Source organism: Vibrio hepatarius (assembly GCF_011806575.1).
Lineage (GTDB): Bacteria > Pseudomonadota > Gammaproteobacteria > Enterobacterales > Vibrionaceae > Vibrio > Vibrio hepatarius_A.
In genome coordinates, this window is the sequence record NZ_JAATOO010000008.1 from 68,488 (window position 1) to 84,688 (window position 16,201).

Annotated in this window: 17 protein-coding genes; 13 read left to right on the forward strand and 4 right to left on the reverse strand. The window is 42.0% G+C overall.

What is annotated here, in order from left to right; translation table 11 throughout:
• The first annotated feature begins 39 nt into the window (after window positions 1–39).
• The 13 genes from wecC to HCZ42_RS08205 all read left to right on the forward strand — a co-directional run bounded on the left by wecC (window position 40) and on the right by HCZ42_RS08205 (window position 12,057).
• Window positions 40–1,290, forward strand: a complete 1,251-nt coding sequence (wecC, locus tag HCZ42_RS08145; RefSeq protein ID WP_167420220.1) for a UDP-N-acetyl-D-mannosamine dehydrogenase — start codon at window positions 40–42, stop codon at window positions 1,288–1,290.
• A 71-nt stretch (window positions 1,291–1,361) separates the two neighbouring features.
• The gene (locus HCZ42_RS08150; RefSeq protein WP_167420221.1) at window positions 1,362–2,567 is read left to right on the forward strand and encodes an O-antigen ligase family protein; all 1,206 of its coding nucleotides are present in this window, start codon (window positions 1,362–1,364) and stop codon (window positions 2,565–2,567) included.
• On the forward strand, window positions 2,560–3,891 hold the full coding sequence (locus HCZ42_RS08155; protein ID WP_167420222.1) for a flippase: 1,332 nt from the start codon (window positions 2,560–2,562) through the stop codon (window positions 3,889–3,891). Before HCZ42_RS08150 ends, HCZ42_RS08155 begins: the two co-directional genes overlap by 8 nt.
• A complete protein-coding gene (locus HCZ42_RS08160) occupies window positions 3,888–4,814 on the forward strand; it encodes a glycosyltransferase family 2 protein (protein ID WP_167420223.1) in 927 nt (308 codons plus the stop codon). The genes HCZ42_RS08155 and HCZ42_RS08160 overlap by 4 nt, the downstream gene beginning before the upstream one ends.
• Window positions 4,811–5,917, forward strand: a complete 1,107-nt coding sequence (locus tag HCZ42_RS22030; protein ID WP_167420224.1) for a glycosyltransferase — start codon at window positions 4,811–4,813, stop codon at window positions 5,915–5,917. Before HCZ42_RS08160 ends, HCZ42_RS22030 begins: the two co-directional genes overlap by 4 nt.
• Window positions 5,904–6,461, forward strand: a complete 558-nt coding sequence (locus tag HCZ42_RS08170) for a serine O-acetyltransferase (protein ID WP_254868910.1) — start codon at window positions 5,904–5,906, stop codon at window positions 6,459–6,461. Before HCZ42_RS22030 ends, HCZ42_RS08170 begins: the two co-directional genes overlap by 14 nt.
• On the forward strand, window positions 6,461–7,489 hold the full coding sequence (locus HCZ42_RS08175; protein WP_167420226.1) for a glycosyltransferase family 4 protein: 1,029 nt from the start codon (window positions 6,461–6,463) through the stop codon (window positions 7,487–7,489). The genes HCZ42_RS08170 and HCZ42_RS08175 overlap by 1 nt, the downstream gene beginning before the upstream one ends.
• Window positions 7,476–8,201, forward strand: coding sequence for a heparin lyase I family protein (locus tag HCZ42_RS08180; RefSeq protein WP_167420227.1), 726 nt, complete (start codon window positions 7,476–7,478; stop codon window positions 8,199–8,201). The genes HCZ42_RS08175 and HCZ42_RS08180 overlap by 14 nt, the downstream gene beginning before the upstream one ends.
• A 12-nt stretch (window positions 8,202–8,213) precedes the next feature.
• On the forward strand, window positions 8,214–8,969 hold the full coding sequence (locus HCZ42_RS08185; RefSeq protein ID WP_167420228.1) for a WecB/TagA/CpsF family glycosyltransferase: 756 nt from the start codon (window positions 8,214–8,216) through the stop codon (window positions 8,967–8,969).
• Window positions 8,959–9,624, forward strand: coding sequence for a hypothetical protein (locus HCZ42_RS08190; protein WP_167420229.1), 666 nt, complete (start codon window positions 8,959–8,961; stop codon window positions 9,622–9,624). The genes HCZ42_RS08185 and HCZ42_RS08190 overlap by 11 nt, the downstream gene beginning before the upstream one ends.
• A gap of 73 nt (window positions 9,625–9,697) precedes the next feature.
• Window positions 9,698–10,150 carry a hypothetical protein gene (locus HCZ42_RS08195; RefSeq protein ID WP_167420230.1) on the forward strand — a complete coding sequence of 151 codons (453 nt, stop codon included), beginning with the start codon at window positions 9,698–9,700 and terminating at the stop codon, window positions 10,148–10,150.
• Between the two features lie 50 nt (window positions 10,151–10,200).
• Window positions 10,201–11,610, forward strand: coding sequence for an O-antigen ligase family protein (locus HCZ42_RS08200; protein WP_167420231.1), 1,410 nt, complete (start codon window positions 10,201–10,203; stop codon window positions 11,608–11,610).
• On the forward strand, window positions 11,611–12,057 hold the full coding sequence (locus tag HCZ42_RS08205; RefSeq protein WP_167420232.1) for a low molecular weight protein-tyrosine-phosphatase: 447 nt from the start codon (window positions 11,611–11,613) through the stop codon (window positions 12,055–12,057).
• A gap of 61 nt (window positions 12,058–12,118) precedes the next feature.
• Here the strand turns inward: HCZ42_RS08205 and HCZ42_RS08210 are convergent, their stop codons facing one another.
• From HCZ42_RS08210 to HCZ42_RS08225, 4 genes are all read right to left on the reverse strand, one after another.
• Window positions 12,119–13,144, reverse strand: coding sequence for a GGDEF domain-containing protein (locus HCZ42_RS08210; protein WP_254868911.1), 1,026 nt, complete (start codon window positions 13,142–13,144; stop codon window positions 12,119–12,121).
• Between the two features lie 68 nt (window positions 13,145–13,212).
• Window positions 13,213–13,707 (reverse strand): molybdopterin-dependent oxidoreductase, encoded by a 495-nt coding sequence (locus HCZ42_RS08215; protein WP_254868912.1) that lies wholly within the window; start codon window positions 13,705–13,707, stop codon window positions 13,213–13,215.
• A gap of 159 nt (window positions 13,708–13,866) precedes the next feature.
• On the reverse strand, window positions 13,867–15,237 hold the full coding sequence (locus HCZ42_RS08220; protein ID WP_167420234.1) for a YjiH family protein: 1,371 nt from the start codon (window positions 15,235–15,237) through the stop codon (window positions 13,867–13,869).
• Window positions 15,238–15,460: 223 nt separating this feature from the next.
• The gene (locus tag HCZ42_RS08225; protein ID WP_167420235.1) at window positions 15,461–16,144 is read right to left on the reverse strand and encodes a YoaK family protein; all 684 of its coding nucleotides are present in this window, start codon (window positions 16,142–16,144) and stop codon (window positions 15,461–15,463) included.
• Window positions 16,145–16,201: the final 57 nt, after the last annotated feature.

Sequence of the window (16,201 nt, forward strand, 5' to 3'; positions counted from 1 at the left end):
AAATTTTAGTTATTTCAGTTTGATATTTAAGGTGACGTTATGTCTTTTAATACCGTATCGGTAATTGGCTTAGGGTACATTGGCTTACCGACAGCAGCAGTCGTTGCTTCGCGTGGCATGAAAGTAGTAGGTGTTGATGTCAGTCAGCATGCAGTTGATACCATCAACGCTGGTGATATTCATATCGTTGAGCCAGACCTAGACATTGTTGTAAAAGGTGTGGTTGCCACAGGTAACTTACGTGCAACCACTACCCCCGAGAAAGCCGATGCTTTTATGGTTGCAGTCCCAACCCCTTTCCTACATAGCGAAAACGGTGAGCACCAAGCGGATCTGTCTTACATTGAAGCCGCAGCAAAAGCGATTGCCCCTGTATTGGAAAAGGGCAACCTGGTCATCCTTGAGTCAACGTCTCCAGTGGGGGCCACTGAGAAATTGGCTAACTGGCTAAAAGAGATGCGCCCAGACCTTTCTTTCCCACAAGATGCCGGTGATGGTGCAGATATCAAAGTAGCGCATTGTCCTGAAAGGGTACTACCAGGCTATGTTTTGCAGGAACTTGTGTCGAACGACCGTGTGATTGGTGGTCTATCTTCTGCGTGTAGCGCAAGAGCCGTTGAACTGTACCAAACGTTTGTGCGTGGCGAATGCATCGTGACCAATGCGCGCACCGCGGAAATGGCCAAGCTAACAGAGAACTCGTTCCGTGATGTGAACATCGCATTTGCTAACGAGCTTTCGATCATCTGTGAAAAGCTGAAGATCAATGTGTGGGAGCTGATCAAACTAGCGAACCGTCACCCACGCGTTAACATCTTAAACCCGGGCCCGGGCGTCGGTGGCCACTGCATTGCTGTTGACCCTTGGTTCATTGTTGATAGCGCGCCAGATGAAGCGAAGTTAATTCGCCAAGCACGTCTGATTAACGACGCGAAACCTTATCATGTTATCGAACAAGTAGAGAAAGCGGCGAATGAGTTTAAGCGCCCGGTGATTGCTTGTCTTGGTCTAGCGTTTAAAGCCGATATCGATGACTTGCGCGAGAGCCCTGCACTGCAGATTGTTGAAGAGTTGGTTGAGCGTGAAGTTGGCGAGTTAATTGCTGTTGAACCGAATATCAAATGCCTACCGGACAAGCTAGTCGACAAAAACATTACTTTGGAAACGTTTGAATCTGCGCTGGAGCGAGCGAACGTTATCGTCGTATTAGTTGATCACCGCCAGTTCAAAGCGGCAGATAAATCTGAATTGGCGCGTAAAGTGGTTATTGATACTCGTGGCTTAATGTAAGTCCAAACTAATCTAAGGGCCAAATGTGGCCCTTAGCTCTCCCTGACCGTTATCTGAAGTACAGAGATAAAATGAACCTTGAAAAAATAAATACGGATAACCTAGTTAAAGGGGTTTTATTAGTATCTTTTATTTTTCTTTTTGTGGGCCATAACCTGTTTGATAGAAAGGTTCTGCTTGCGACGTTACTTGTCTATTTGCTGTTTTGTATCAGGTTTATTCCAATCATTGCCAAACAGGTGATGAGTAACTACCAGTTGGTTTTTGTTCTTGCTTGGTGTTTTGCAAGTGTATTGTGGTCATCTTGGGCGTATAAAAGTCTCGAAGAAGCGATTATTCAACTGATGATGCTTATGAGCGGAGTGCTGATAGCTTTTACCTTCAGTATCAACACTCTTTTAAGATCACTTACTATCACGGCTTATGTTGTCGTTAGCATCAATTTACTTTCGTTGCTTTTACTAAAGGGAAGTGCTTTTAGTGAAGCTGGGATGGTTGGATTCTATAACCATAAAAACAACTTTGGCTTAGTGATGAGCTTGAGTTTGTTGATTTGTTGCTATGACTTTCTGGTTAATAGGCGCAAGCTATCGATGATATTCTCTGCGTCAGCACTCTTTCTTCTAATGCTATCTATGTCAAAAACGTCGATTGCGCTTTTTATCGTCTGTTCAACGGTGAGTTTCGTTGCGTATAAGTTTGGTGGGCGCAACAAGTTTGAGTTAGTTATACCAATAAAGATCACTTCATTTCTGCTGCTTAGCTTTGTTTTTTTGATTCTAGCTTCATACCGATTTGAAATACTCGACTATCTGTATTACTCAATGGACGAAGAGTTACTAACTGGTCGAGGAAAATTGTGGCTAACCATGTTGCTTCACGCAGAAAACAACGCAGTGTACGGGTTTGGTTTCAATGCGGTATGGGGCAAAGGTGAACTTTCTGAAATATATTACACCGACCTTTTTACCAACAACCCACTTTGGGTTGAATCGTTAGCAGCATCTGATGGCGGTTACATTGACCTTATCATTTCTATTGGCTTGATTGGTTTGTTTTTATTTACTTTATATATAATTAATACAGGCATAAATCTTTTCTGTTTAATAAGAGAAAAAGGTTTTGTTTTGCTTTTTTCTCTATTTTTATTTATTACCTTACACAATATAACGGAAACTACATTCTTATTTTCTACTAATTTGTTGTGGTATTTGTTTATTTTAGTTTCTTGTATTGCTACCAACCATTTCTATAAGGCAAGAAACCTAAATGTCTAAGATCTATAATCTAAAAAAAGCAGCATGGTATGCAACAGAGAATATAACTAAAGTCGCTTTTGGTTTAGTGAGTGTCATTGTCGTTGCTCGTATGTTTGGACCTGAAAACTTAGGTAAGCTGAGCTATGTTCAAGCGTTATCCGCTACAGTTTCATTTCTTGTTGTGCTTGGGCTTGACCATATCGTTGTTAGAGATACCGCTAAAGACCCAACGAATTTCAGCTATCTTCTGACGGTTTTTGTCATGCAAACAATGGGTTGGATTGGTTATTCACTCGTTGTGTATGCGGTGCTTTGGATTTCTAGTGAAGGACAAGTCGACTACGATATCTTCATCATTTACATTGCAGTCTCATTGACTACCTATTTTGCTAGGGCCACTGTGCTTAGGTTGTATTTTCAAGCAGTTAATCAACCTAGAAAGCTTGGTGAATCGGCATTATTTTCTCGATTCATCGCGTTGGCTTATTTGGTAGTCGCGATTTGGATGGAGCTGCAATACTACTGGGTTGTCTTATTTATTCCTGTTCAAGCCACTGTACAATTTCTGTGGCTATTCGGGGCGTTCATTCGTTCGTCACAACCATCCTTGTTTAGAGGTGTGTGCTTTGATTTTGATAAGGCAAAAGCCCTGCTGCTGGAAGCCATTCCTCTGATTGGTTCGTCTATTTTGTTTCCTATATTCATGCAAGCTGACATCTTAATTATTTCTCACTTGTTAGATAAGACTAGTGTTGGGATATACAGTTCTGCCGCAAAACTGGTGATGCAACTGGTCTTTCTTGGGCACATTATCACGATGACATTCTATCTTTCGTTGTCAAACCTATACTTTGATAAGGATGAGAAGTTTGATGATTTCATCCGAGGATTGACGATCATCCTTATCGTTATTTCTCTGATTTTAGCGTCAGGTGTCAGTGTTTTTTCAGACTATATCATCTACGTGCTTTATGGAGAAAAATATCAGGGTGCCGGTGATGTGCTATCTATCTCTGTTTGGTGTTGGGTGTTTATATTTCCAGCCGCCTTATACTCAAGATTACTCATCATCAAAGGACTAGGTAAGTACGAGTTCATTAAATCTGCCGTTGTTGCTGTATTTAGCATATCGATGAACTTCTTATTTATCCCTAAGTTCGGTATCGAAGGTGCAGCCGTTGTGTCTGTACTTTCTTATTTTATGGCAGATTTTTTAATCTATATCTTTTTTAAAGATACGAGAGGAATATTTTTTTACGGTTGCTATGGATTTAGAAAAATATTTACAAACCCCAAACAGGCATACAGTCTAGCCATGTATACATTAGGAATTAAGTCATGAAGCTACTTACAATTGTTATGCCTGTATATAATGTTGAAGACTATATCAAGCAAGCTCTTGAGTCATACTTCTCTCAAGAAGACCCAAAGGTAGAGTTGATTGTTGTTGACGATGGGTCACCAGATTCCAGCTACGATATTATCGTCGATAATTACCAAGATAAGATTACTTCAGGTGCTCTTACGTTACTCAGACAAGAAAATGGTGGTGTGAGTCGCGCTCGTAACTTAGCTCTAGACAATGCGAGCGGAGAATACGTAACATTTTTTGACTCTGATGACTTGCTGCTCGACGATTACGTGGAAAGCGTGTTATCAGTAATTCAAACCCATTCGCCAGAAGTGATTGAGTTTGGCTTTAAAACGTTTTCCCAAGATAAGAGTATTGAACAGTCACCAGGAGTATTTGTTTACCAGCAGTTTGGTCTCAATGACGCGAGCAGTGTGAGAGAGACTATTTACTCACGTTCGGTTTGGTATCCTTGGTTGAGAGTTATCAAGCGAGAATTTTTTTCCAATAGAAGGTTTCCAGAAGGCGTAAAGTTTTGTGAAGACTTAATGCTTTTTACAAATATCTATCAAGACGTTCGCTCGATTTATCATATAGATAAAGCTCTTTATGGTTATAGGTTGAATCAAAATGGCGCCACGCTAAATATCAAGCCTGATTACTTTGAGAATTTGATGTCGTTCTATAACTCACTAAACAATGTCGATGAGCGTTATATGGATTACTTAAAAATCAATCTCGCCTATCTTTTTTATCGCTGTCAAACAGGAACTAAAGTTCCAAATAAAATTCGATTGGAATTTTTCAAGTTATTCGTTCGCTACATATTTGATCGAAACGTTTCATATCGAAAGAAAATAATCCTTGGTTTTCCAAATACTCATAGAATATTAAAAAGGTGGTTGAAAAAGTGAAGATCTTTTTCCGAATATCCAAGCTTGGTTTTGGTGGTGCTGAGCAAGTATTTCTTTCTTTAGCCAAAGAGTTTAAAAAAATAGAAGGCACAAGAATCTGCTTTGTAGTTGATAGGTTAGGAAGTGAAAACGTAGAGACAGCAATTAAAGCTGGGCATGAAGTATATAGTCTTGATGTGTCAAGAACGATGAAGTCTATAATTCCATTTGCTAAACTCATCAAAGTAGAGAAACCGGACATAATAATATCAGCTTACACTGATACTAATGCGGCAACTTTGTTGTCTGCGCTAATTACTGGGCAAACTTCTCGTGTGATCGTCACTGAACATGCTTCCCTTACGGAGCACTGGAGAAAAAAAAGTAAGTTAAAAAAACAGATATTAAAATTTTATGTTTCGCATATTTATAAACTGTCTCAGTTAGTTATATGTGTGTCTAAAGGTCTGTCTAGTCAAGTCACTCAACTAATGGGAAGTGATAGAAAAGTTTCTACAATATATAACCCCGTACGTTTTGGTAAATTAGATAGCCCTAGAGTAAATAATAATAAACGAGAAAAAACTAACCTAGTAGCGGTAGGAAGAATTACTGAGCAAAAAGATTACCCTACGCTAATTCAAGCATTAGCTAAGCTAACCCAATCTAATTCATACCACTTGACAATTGTTGGTGGCGTATTTTGTGAAAAAGAATATCGGTCGATAAATGATTTGATCAATAGTCATAAACTACAAGACTACATCACATTTACTGGGTATACAGACAAAGTGGAAGATTATTATCAGGATGCCGACATCTTTGTACTTAGCTCCGCATGGGAGGGTTTTGGTAATGTAATTGTCGAAGCTATGTCATTTGGTTTACCAGTCATATCGACGAATTGTAACTATGGTCCAGCGGAAATTTTGGAGAATGGTAAATACGGTCGACTTGTCCCTGTAGCCGATAGCGATGCTTTAGCGGATGCGATTTTGCAAGAAACGCACAATCCATTAGTCACAAAAGAAGTTTTAATCGCTAGGTCTAAAGATTTTTCAGAGAAAGAAATTGCGGAGCAATATCTGGCAGCGATCAGCGAGGTTGTCAATGCAAACGCATAGTTTAAAGTATTTAGTAAAGTCCGATTTGTATCGACACAATGGTACTGTCAGCCTCAAGATATTTTTGCGAGATTTGCTGTTTCGTAAAGGATTTAAGTTCGTATTTTGGATGCGTGTTGCGAAGCACTTTGACTCGAATCCTATCATTAGAATTCTGCCTAAACTCATGTATATGTATTACAAAAGAGTTTATACCACCGATGTTAATTATCGTGCGAATGTAGGCCCTGGCTTCGCTATGTACCATGTATTTGCAACGTCATGGGGGCAAAATGTGATCATCGGTAGCAACGCGACAATTGTTCATGGTGTCACTATCGCGGGTAAGAATAACCAATTCCCTACTATAAAAGACAATGTTTACATTGGAACAGGAGCAGTAGTTTTAGGGGGTATCACCATAGGGAATAACGTAGTAATCGGAGCTAATGCGGTCGTTACTAAAGATGTGCCTGATAACGCCGTTGTCGTCGGTAACCCTGGCAAGGTTATTTCTTTTAATGGTTCCTCATCCTCTCAACGTCATATCTGGAAATTTGATTAATGCAAAAACACATAGTGTCCGTTGGCACAGCGGCACCGGGTGGAATAGATTCGGTGATTAAAGGTTATGAAGAAAACGGCTTATTTGACACTTCTATACATACACGATTAGTCACGCACCGTGGTAGAAGTAAGTTTGAAGATCTTTGCTTATTTATTAACGGTGTTTTCCGTTTACTTTGGTTATCAATGACTAACAAGCATTTAATTCTTCATTGCCACATGTCGTATAAAGGAAGTTTTTGGCGCAAGCTGACATTTGTTGTTATCGCAAAACTTTTCAAGAATTCAACCATAGTGCACTTACATGGTTCTGAGTTTAAACAATATTTTTCTACGCGTAGAAGACTAACTCAGAAGTTAATTATCTGGCTCATCAACAACGTCGATGCGTTTGTCACACTTTCTGACGGATGGAAAGAGTATGTAAAAGAAATATCTGGTAGGGATGTTTCGGTGATCAATAATTACGTAGATGTTATTGAATTAGATTCAAATAAGAATTCTAAAGATATTTTGTTTCTTGGCGCGTTCATTCAACGTAAAGGGATTTACGACTTGCTTAACGCGTGTGCACAGATGCGTTGTGAATATCATTTGCATCTTTGTGGAGCTGGCGAAGATGATAAAGTGGAATCGCTGATTAAGAGGTTAAATCTTCAAGACAAAATCACGGTTCATGGTTGGGTCGATAAGCAAAAGAAAAGTGAGTTGCTACACTCATGTAGCGTGATGATCTTACCCGCGTACAACGAAGGTCTGCCTATGACGTTGATTGAATCTATGGGTAGTCAGATTCCGGTCATCACGACGCCAGTTGGTGCAATTCCAGAAGTTATCAAAGAGGGTTATTCGGGTTATTTGGTTGACCCGGGAAATGTAACGCAGATACGCGACAAGCTTGAATTCGTTTTGTCCAAACCTGATGAACTTAAGGCTGTTACCACTCAGGCATTGACAATTTATCAGAACAATTTCACTTCTCAAGTGATCCTACCAAAGTGGCGAGAGATCTATGATAAGTGTTAGGAGAGAAGCGTTTCAACGCATATTAGTCAGTCTGTGTTTTGTTTTCTCTTCCACCATTAATGCAACTATCACTCAGCAACAAATAGAAAATGTTGCCAATTCGCTCAATGCTCATGGGCTTACGCAGTTTATGAGGCTTGAAGCTGTTTATGATAAAACCATTATCCCGTTGGAAGGCAAACTGAAGTTTGTGATTCAAGACTGTCAGGACAAAATACACAATGGAATACGTTCAGAACTCACAGTGAACTACCCATTTAATGCGGGAGACAAAGTCACTTATGAGTACCAAATATATATTCCACGATACTTTTCTTCCGATCCCGAAGGCCGCTGGTTCCTTCTTACTCAGTGGCATGATCAACCAGATCGTAACCTGGGTGAGACATGGGAGAATTTCCCAGGTCGCAGTCCTCTAGTTGCACTTTATTCAGGAAAGAACTCGACGTTCGGTGTAATTTATGGCGATGAAAGGACCGAATTGCCCTTTTACTTAGGTATGTGGAACACACTTAAGTTTGAGTTTTTCTGGTCAGAAGGGAACGATGGGAAGCTGGCAGTTCATGTTAATGGTATTGAATACAATTTCTCTGGAAAGAACATGCATAATAACTATCAACACTATTTGAAGATAGGTATGTATCGACATCAAGACATTGAAACTAAAAACGATATCTCGTTTAGAAACCTAAAAATTACGACGGTAGAATAAGGTTAGGGAATAATGAAACGTATTGAGTTTCTCGGCTTTCCAATGGATCAAGCCACAATGGATGAAACTGTTGCTGATATTAGAAGCAAAATATTAAGCGGCAATTTCACCCAGCACGTAGTGGTGAACGTTGCCAAGCTCGTCAACATGCGTAAGGATGCAGAATTGGCTCGCAGCGTCACTGAATGCGACATCATCAACATCGACGGTATGGGTGTAGTTTGGGGGGCAAAAGCACTTGGACACAAAATTCCAGAACGTGTTGCTGGTGTAGACTTGTTTCATAACCTAAATGCGATGGCGGAGCAAGAGTCGTTTTCGGTGTTTTATTTAGGTGCGAAACAAGAAGTTGTTGAAGAAACGGCGAAGCGAATGCAAGCGCAGCATCCAAACTTAAAGATTGCGGGTATCCATCACGGTTACTTCTGGGATGATGAAGAAGCAGTCGTAGAGCAGATCCGTCAATCTGGTGCGCAGCTGCTTTTTGTAGCGATCACTTCACCGAAGAAAGAAAACTTCATCAACAAATGGCGTGACCGTTTAGGGGTAAGTTTTGTTATGGGTGTGGGAGGCACGTTTGATGTGGTAGCCGGAAAAGTGAATCGTGCTCCAGCGTGGATGCAAAACGCGGGGCTAGAATGGTTGTACCGTGTGATTCAAGAGCCGCGCCGGATGTGGAAACGCTATTTAGTGACCAACTCGACCTTTGCGTGGCTGCTACTTAAAGAAAAGTTTTCTGCAAAACGTAACTATCAAAATGCTGGCTAAGCGCTTACCCGACTTTAAAATACTCGCCGTCGCAGCGCTTGCAGTCATCGTCATTTTCCTCGCGATGAGCCAACTAATTAACAGTTTGCACGTAAGCGGTTTGGAAATCTCACTAAGTCGATATTCCTTTAACAGTGAGCGAGTCAATGAGTCAAGCGTGGCGGATGACAATGCTGTGATTAGCAGTATGTTGTCTTCGACTTTTGCTGGTGGTTATGAGTATGAGCTGGCGGCTAAAGCGTTAAGTTGGCAGGCGTACAAGCAACTGACTGACAACGAAACTGAACTGACAAAGCAATACTTGTTATCGAGCATTAGGACTCGTCCTACTTGGTACGCAACCTATCTTGAGTTGGCTCAATTTGAATCTTCAGACAGTAGTCTTGGACAGATTGAGTTAGCACGACGTTTTGGGCCGTATATGCCGTTAACTCTTTTTGCGCAGTTCGACGCTGGGTTTAGTCGCTGGAACCACTTGGACAACCAGCAACGGGTTGAGCTAAGCACAAATTTTTTGACTACGGCTTTGAAGTGGAAATACCGAGACGAATTGTCTCGGTTACTGACTTATTCGCAAGGGGCGGAGCGTATGTGCCGGTTGCTCGCGTTTAACAATACCAAACATGAAAAATGCCAAACGAATATCAACGGTTAGGTCGAGCCAAAGTGGGTGCATGCATACCATGATTGTTACGGCTAAATTGATTATTAATCACAAGGAAGAATAAATGACTTCATTATCTCGCTTAACGCTAATACTAACGTCACTCTTTTCGGTTAGTTCACTGGCTGCCACTGATACGGTTACCTCTCAACTAGGTGAAAATCCGACTCGTGAAGAAGTTGTGATTGTGTATAAGTCGAATCCCGACATCGTACTCGATATCTTGACGATATTGCTGCGCAGTGACAACGTCGATCCTCAGGTCAGTATTCAAAGTGCTTTTGAAATTGCCCCAGAACTTGCGGAACAAATCGCTGCTATCGCTCGCGAAGAAGGGATTGCTGACGAGTTAATTACGACTGCAGCGCTACTTTCGGGAATTGACCCGACTCAATTTGCACAGGCAACCGCTGCTGGTATTGCGTCTGCAGCACCAGGCGTACCAGCAATTGCTCCACCAACACCGCCAGCAGTAGGTGCAAACGGTGGTGGTAATGGTGTGGTTTCACCGAACTAACTTATCGACACAGCCCAACATTGATTGGGCTTTTTTATTTGTAGTATTCAATGAAATCTTTAGAGAAACTCTCTTTCTACAGCCTAATCGCGTTATTAATTTGGTTGCCGATCCCATTGGGAAGTAACCGTGATTGGGCGTGGTCCATCGCCGAAATTTGGATAGCGCTACAAACGCTGTCTTTACTGATCATTTATAAAAACAACCTACCTTGGCACTACATCGGCAAATTCAAATGGTTGTTATTGCCTTTGGGCGTTTTTCAACTCTGGGTGTTGCTGCAAACGTTAGTGCTGCCGAAAGACGTAGTCGCGTTTTTATCTGATAACGCCTATACACTGTATTCTTTAGTTGGCGCGAGTGATTATTCAGTATCTCTAGATAGGACGATGACGCTGCGCTCACTGTTACGTGGTGTCAGTTATTGGCTGCTTGTTTTTAACCTCATCTTGCTGATCAACAGCGGCCGACGATTAAAATACGCGGTAGTCGCGCTTGTGGTCAGTGGATGCGTACAAGCTTTCTATGCTTCGACACTGGTCTTGGTCGGTGTAAAAGAAAGTTTGATTTGGGGGCTACCAGAAAAATCGATTGCGACGGGTTCTTTCATCTACAAGAACCACTTTGCCAACTACCTGATGCTTAGTTTATGCCTTGGTTTAGGTTTAATTGTGACTCAATTGCACACTTCAGAATCTGGGTCTTGGTTTATTCGCTGGAAGCGTCTGTTGTCTGGCGCTTTAAGCGGTAAGATGCTGGTTCGCTTAGCCTTAGTGATCATGGTGATTGCGTTGGTGATGACTCGCTCGAGAATGGGTAACACCGCTTTCTTTGCCGCAACTGCGATTGGTGGTCTGCTTGCATTGTTTATCTATAAAACCAAACCAAGAGCACTAACACTGTTGGTGGTCAGTGTGTTGGCTATCGACACCTTTGTTGTGGGAGCGTTGTTTGGTTTAGAGAAAGTAAAGCAGCGTTTAGTTGAAACATCGATACAAGCAGAATCACGTGATCAAGTTGCCATCTGGAGCTTAGATATCATTAAAGATTACCCTCTCACTGGTACTGGCATGGCGAGTTTCTACACCGTATTTCCAGGCTACAGTAAAGCGGATATCGGCTTCTACGACCATGCACACAATGAGTACGTGCAGTTTGCGGTAGAAGCGGGGGTACCGGCTACCGCTATGCTGGGCTTGATGGTACTTTATGCGTTGTTTCTTTCGCTAAGAACTCAGCATCAGCGCAACAGTCACACCATGAAAGGACTCGCTCTGGGGGCGACGATGGCGATCATTGGTATGTTGATCCATATCTCTGTCGATTTTAACCTTCAGCCGATGGCAAATGCCGTCACTTTCATTTTTGTATTGTTTGTCTGTTTCGCCACATCGATATTGCCGGCGAGAGATGTCACTGCCAAAGAGTTTTTATCGCTAAGCACCGAGAAAGGAAGTTAAGTGTTTAATTCGATTTTAATCGTCTGTACTGCGAATATTTGTCGTTCACCTATGGCCGAGGTCATCTTTAGCAAGCTGTTACCCAACCATACGATTCGCTCTGCGGGCACTTGTGTCTCGACTCTTAACTTCGACGATATGCCAGCGGACAAGAATGCTAGGCTGGTGGCTCAACAATTTGAACTGGATTTAGAACAGCACTGTGCGCAGCAACTCACGCCTGAATTGATTGACCAATCTGACTTAATTTTAGTGATGAATCGACAGCAATTGGAAGAGGTGGCGGAAGTCACTCGTGGAGCACGTTCAAAAACACTGTTGATAGGGCAATGGATTCAATTGGGAGATATTACTGACCCTTACGGAAAAGGCCTTACTGAGTTCGAGCAATGCTATAAAATTCTAGAAAGGGCGGCACTGAGCTGGTCGAAGAAATGCATTAGATGATTAGCTAACGTTAAATCTGAGTATAAAAATAGCGAGTGCTTTAGCCTCGCTATTTTTTTATCTATCCAATGAGCCCTTGTTCATTCTGTGAGAATTTCATCCTGTACATCTTACCGTCTGCAATTGAAATAAGCTGATTGCTCTGGTTGGCGTCTTTAGGGAACTGAGCCACACCGATGCTCGTCGAGAGTCTTTCGTGCTGCTGCTTGCCAACATCCACCGTTTCATAAAAACAGCTTTCGATGATCGCCCATTGCACTTCGATATCTTCATTGTGCAGTGAAATTAAAGCGAATTCATCACCACCTACGCGGTAGCAGTCCATTCCCAGCACAGAAATGCGTCCGGCAATTTGCTTTAAAGCCCGGTCACCTGATTGATGACCAAAGCGGTCGTTGATCTGTTTAAATCCGTTGAGGTCAAGCAAAAATAGAGTAAACGCTTGCTTGCCCTCAATTAGAAATTCAAGATCGTTGAATAGTGCCAGACGGTTTCCCACTTTAGTCAGTGAATCGGTTAGTGACAATTCGCGGTGATACTGTGCTTCTTTATGGATTATGTAACCAGTCAAGCTTGCGCATATACACAGTAGCATCAGCAGACCGATTTGAATACGATACAACACTTGTGCGTGTTCAACGTAGCCTAAATAAATCGGGCTTTCGAGACGGAAGTTGAGGTTAATGTAGTCAATCATTGACATGTAAATGTACGACAACTCGCCAGCAAGCTTATCCGCGTATTGAGGTTGCTTGATGAGAGCGAGTTCTGGTTCTAGCTCTTTGAAACTACGAAACAACGACTGAAAGAACCCTCGCGCACTAGGAAGAGACATGAAACTGTCGGTTTCTTTGTTGTTTAACAGGACGTCGAAGCGGCTCCAAGTGAGGTCATACTTGAGGAGTACTTGATCCCGGCGTGAGCTGCTTTCAGCGGCAAATGGGGCAAGTGCATTGAGTTCAGAAAACTCTTTAGTGAGTTGGAACAAGAACCATGTGGCTTGACTTTGTTGGTCGGTCGCTGTTTTTGCTAGATTACGTGTTGAGGCAAGCGCGTATATGTTGGCCAAGATCAGAAGCAAAGACATTGTAACCAATAAGGCTTTAGACCTTACTAGTATTGACGGTAAGTTTGCGTTTCTCGTGTGGTTGTTCATCACTGTTTAAGAACTACTATCTCTTTTAATTGCCAAACCATTTGAGCATGGAACTCAACTTTATCCAGTTCGGGGTATTTGCTTAAATTAAACATAAGCCAGAATGGACCTTTTTTCCGTACTGGAATGCTCTCTCCATCCATCTCATAGGTAACGATAGGATCGTATTGGATGATGTTTTCTTTCGTCGTGATTGAAGAATAATCATTGAGGCCAATAAACCAGACTGACGTGTAATCATCGATACCGTATTGCTCAAGTAGATCTGCAACTCTGAAGCCAGTGAATGTTTGCTCTTCTTCAAACCATGGTAACTGCGTATGAAAAGTAGTTGGCTTAAACTGTTGGGCAATTTCTTGTTGAGAAAGAGTAATGGTTTGTTGGTCATCTATCCGGACAACAAGTTGAGAACTTGCTGCCTGAAAGCTAAACATGGCTAGGATTACACTAAGCAGTCTTCCCATCGCCCCTCCGGTTGAAGCTAACATTTTCATTTATTTAAATATTACTAATTATATACAGCACCATTATAGAACGGTATGTTTTTTAAACAATTATGAGCAATTAAAAAGAATTGCTTGCGAAAATGTCACATTTTAAACGAAAAAAGCCCCGAATAGGGGCTTTTTTTTAACCATTTTGTCAATAAATTGCTAGAAAATTAAGTGCGCCACACCTGCAATGATAGGTAGCGTGATTAAAGTTCGCAGAATAAAGATGGCGAACAATTCGACAATGTTTACAGGAATACGGCTACCTAGCAGTAGTGCACCCACTTCAGACATGTAAATCAACTGAGTAACAGACATTGCTGCGATAACGAATCGAGTCATTTCACTGTCGATTGACGCTGCAAGAATCGCTGGAATGAACATATCCGCAAAGCCGACAACGATGGTTTCGGATGCCGCTGCAGCTTCAGGAATCTGCAGTAGTTCTAAGAACGGAATAAATGGTTGGCCTAGGATACTGAACACTGGTGTGTATTCAGCAACAACTAGCGCGATGGTACCGAGACCCATGACAACTGGCAGTACGCCAAATACCATATCAATCGCATTACGTACGCCTTCACCAAATACGCCTTTAATCGACTCAACCTTGCTCGCTTTTTCTAACGCCAGTTGCATGCCCCAAGAAAAGCTAGTGTGGCCTTCAGGTAAAGCGTCTGCATCTGCGTCTGGTTTAGTGCCGTCAATGTACGTATCTTTCTTATTGCTCAATGGTGGCAGGCGAGGAATGATGATTGCTGCAACAATACCAGCCAGACAGATAGCGCCGTAGAATGGTAGGAACATGTGTTCCAACTCCACTTGAGCAATCACAACCAAGCTGAAAGTAATCGATACTGCAGAAAATGTCGTGCCTACAACCGCCGCTTCGCGTTGAGTGTAGAATTTTTCTTCGTACTGTTTGCTGGTCAGTAGAATACCGACAGAACCGTCACCTAGCCAAGAAGCCATACAGTCGATTGCACTGCGGCCAGGAAGATTAAATACCGGACGCATGATCTTGCATAGCAGTGTGCCGACTAGTTCTAGCAGTCCAAAGTTCATCAATAGTGGCAGAAGTAGACCCGCGAAGATGAAAACAGAAAACAGCGTTGGCAATAGGCCTTCTAGCACCAAGCCACCAGTGTTTTCTTCCCATACTGCTTCTGGTCCTACCTGAAAGTAAGTCATCACGACAGCAATACCACCGATCACTCGAACCGCTAACCAAAGAGGGGATGGGCTGAATAAGCCATTCAAGAAAGAGTTGTTAGCAATGAAAGTTGGTTTTGCAACGCTAAATAGTAAAGACGCGGCTGCCATAAATGCGATGATAGAAGTTACGGTCGCAACTAAGTAATCACCGAATACAGCTTGGATTGATTTTGCCAACACGGCTACTGGGATAGTGATATCGCCTTGGTAGCTGATCGGCGCCATAAATAAGAATAGTCCCAGCAAGGATGGGATAAAAAACATCCAAAAGTTACTTTTAACTTTCGGCTGTGAGAGTGCTTGAGCGTTATCTGACATTACAATTCTCGTGTTACTACTAGTCAATAGCATGCCTATCCATGGCGGCATATATATTCACTAAACATCCATATTTTGTCATATATGGCGCTAGCGTAATGCCTTTTAATAAGCTTTGCAATACTATTCATTAAACATCGCTAAATATTCAATAGTTAGCTCGATATAAATCGATTCTACTAGATAGTTGTAGTGATTTTGTTAATTTGTTTGGTTTTTTGTATTATTTGTGATCTTGGTTGATGTATTTATCACTGGAGGTAAATAAATATCCCCAATACAAAATAGCTAACGCGAGGGCGAAAAAGATAGGCATGAGTAAGGCAGAAAGCGCGTAAGCATTATAGAGCTTAGCGCCAATCACACCACCGGACAGAAAGCCTGTAAAGATAAAGAGAAACAGTTTTGCTTTACGATAGTCAAAGCTTTTACCGCGAATTCTTGAACCGATCATAATGCCTAAATCGGTGAGGATTCCCGTCATGTGAGTGGTACGAATAACCGCACCGCTAAAGGTGGTGATCATCGCATTCTGCAGCCCGCACGCTGCTGAAGCGAAATATTGACCAGATAAGTTACCGTCTTGCAGAAGTAGATAGGCAATAAACAGCAAACCGCTTTCAATGCAGAGCGCGACGCCGTATCGGCGGCCAAGTTTTAACGCGGTACCTTCCATAAACATCCCACTCAGTATGGCGCCGAGCATAAAGCTAAACACCACCATAAACAGGTGGAAAGTTTGTTGGTCAAAGGATTCTAAACTGGTGCCGAGTAGAGTCACGGTACCTGAGATATGTGATACAGCTTGATGTTGAAAACCGAGTAACCCAATGGCATTTACAACACCGGCAAGCAGCGCGAGTAGTAACGCTCCGAACTCTACCCACTTTGGTAATCTAGAAATCAAAATCAGCTCCTCACAATGAAGGTGGGATTATATCGCCTTGCCACATAGTGAGACAGC